Source organism: Pseudomonas sp. P5_A2_2 (assembly GCF_054177685.1).
In genome coordinates this window covers 1-1,048 of the sequence record NZ_JBGCUL010001332.1, presented here as the reverse complement: position 1 = coordinate 1,048, position 1,048 = coordinate 1, and the positions used below count along the sequence as shown (strand labels likewise).

Sequence of the window (1,048 nt, the reverse complement as noted above, 5' to 3'; positions counted from 1 at the left end):
TCGCTGCGGTGCGTGCAGCGGCGGAGCCTTCACTGACTCAATACTTATCAGGAGGCTCTATGCCAGCCGTCGTTCTGGTCGGACACGACCATGATTGCCCTTTGTGTGGCCCCACCACCGTCGACAGTGGTACGCGCAACGTGACCGTAAACGGCCGCGCCGTCGCCCGTGTCGGCGACACCCTTGGATGCGGCGCCGTCATCACCAGCGGCTCGCCCTCGATGACCGTCAACGGACAGCCAGTAGCCCGTGTCGGCGATACCACCGATCACGATGGAAAATTGGAAAACGGTGATAGCAGCTGGTTGATCGACTGACATTCACACTCTCGACAAGGAAGCCCCATGCCCCGCCAAAGCGACCTGCGTTTCACCTTCGAGCCCTTGRAAGGCGATSCCTTCGASGTGGTCTCGTTCACCCTCGAAGAAGGYCTGTCCCGGCCGTTCAAACTCGAACTGGAACTGGCCAGCCACAAYGCCGCYATCGACTTCAATCGGGTGCTCGATCTGGCGGGGCTGTTCACCCTATGGCGTGGCGAGACGCCGGTGCGCTACGTCCACGGTTTGGTCAGCCTGTTCAGCCAGGGTGACACCGGCTTTCGCCGCACCCGCTACACCGCCGTGGTCGAACCGACCCTGGCGCGTTTCAACCTGCGTTCCAACTGGCGGATTTTCCAGGGCCAGACCGTGCCCGACATCATCACCAGCGTGCTCACCGAGCAAAAACTCACCGACATCCGCACTGAAATCTGCTTCGAACACCAACCCCGTGAATACTGCGTGCAGGCCGGTGAAACCGACCTCGATTTCATCGCCCGCCTCGCCGCCGAAGAAGGCCTGCTCTACACCTTCGAACACCGCGCCGACGGCCACACCCTCGTCCTCACCGACCGCGTCGGTGGCCTCGGCACCATTGGCACCCACACCGATTGCCCGGTGCTCTACCAGCCCATGGGGGGTGGCGATTCCATGGAACCGGCGTTGACCCGCTTCCACTACACCGAACAAGTGCGCACCGCACGCCAGGTACAGCGCGACTACACCTTCAC

2 protein-coding genes are annotated in these 1,048 nt (G+C 62.3%); both read left to right on the top strand.

The window, feature by feature from the left end; genetic code table 11:
- Window positions 1-59: 59 nt before the first annotated feature.
- Window positions 60-317 carry a PAAR domain-containing protein gene (locus ACXRVY_RS31210; RefSeq protein ID WP_108216844.1) on the top strand — a complete coding sequence of 86 codons (258 nt, stop codon included), beginning with the start codon at window positions 60-62 and terminating at the stop codon, window positions 315-317.
- Window positions 318-344: 27 nt separating this feature from the next.
- The coding region (tssI, locus tag ACXRVY_RS31205) for a type VI secretion system tip protein TssI/VgrG (protein WP_458239235.1) at window positions 345-1,048 on the top strand (704 nt) is incomplete at its 3' end.